This is a genomic window from Jeotgalibacillus marinus (assembly GCF_040801915.1).
GTDB lineage: Bacteria > Bacillota > Bacilli > Bacillales > Jeotgalibacillaceae > Jeotgalibacillus > Jeotgalibacillus marinus.
Genome location: NZ_JBFMIA010000232.1, coordinates 1 through 251 on the forward strand (window position 1 = coordinate 1; position 251 = coordinate 251).

Consider the following 251-nt stretch of genomic DNA (forward strand, 5'->3'; position numbering starts at 1 on the left):
CGCGCTCGGCAAGGCGCTCGATCTTTTCCGCACGCAGGGCTTTGCCGCGACCTCGCTCGACGATCTCAGCGCAGCCACCGGCATGAACCGGCCGAGCCTCTACGGCGCCTTCGGCGACAAGCGCGAGCTCTACATCAAGAGCTATCAGCGCTACCGCGAGGACGCGCGCGCCTCTATGGTCGACATCTTCCGCGAGGAGATGCCGCTGCGACAGCGGCTGGAACGCATCTATGCGTCCGCGCTCAACATTT

1 protein-coding gene is annotated in these 251 nt (G+C 64.9%); it reads left to right on the top strand.

The genetic code is table 11. The features are described 5' to 3' along the window. On the top strand, positions 1-251 hold a 251-nt coding region (locus tag AB1471_RS19075; protein ID WP_496350346.1), incomplete at both ends, for a TetR/AcrR family transcriptional regulator.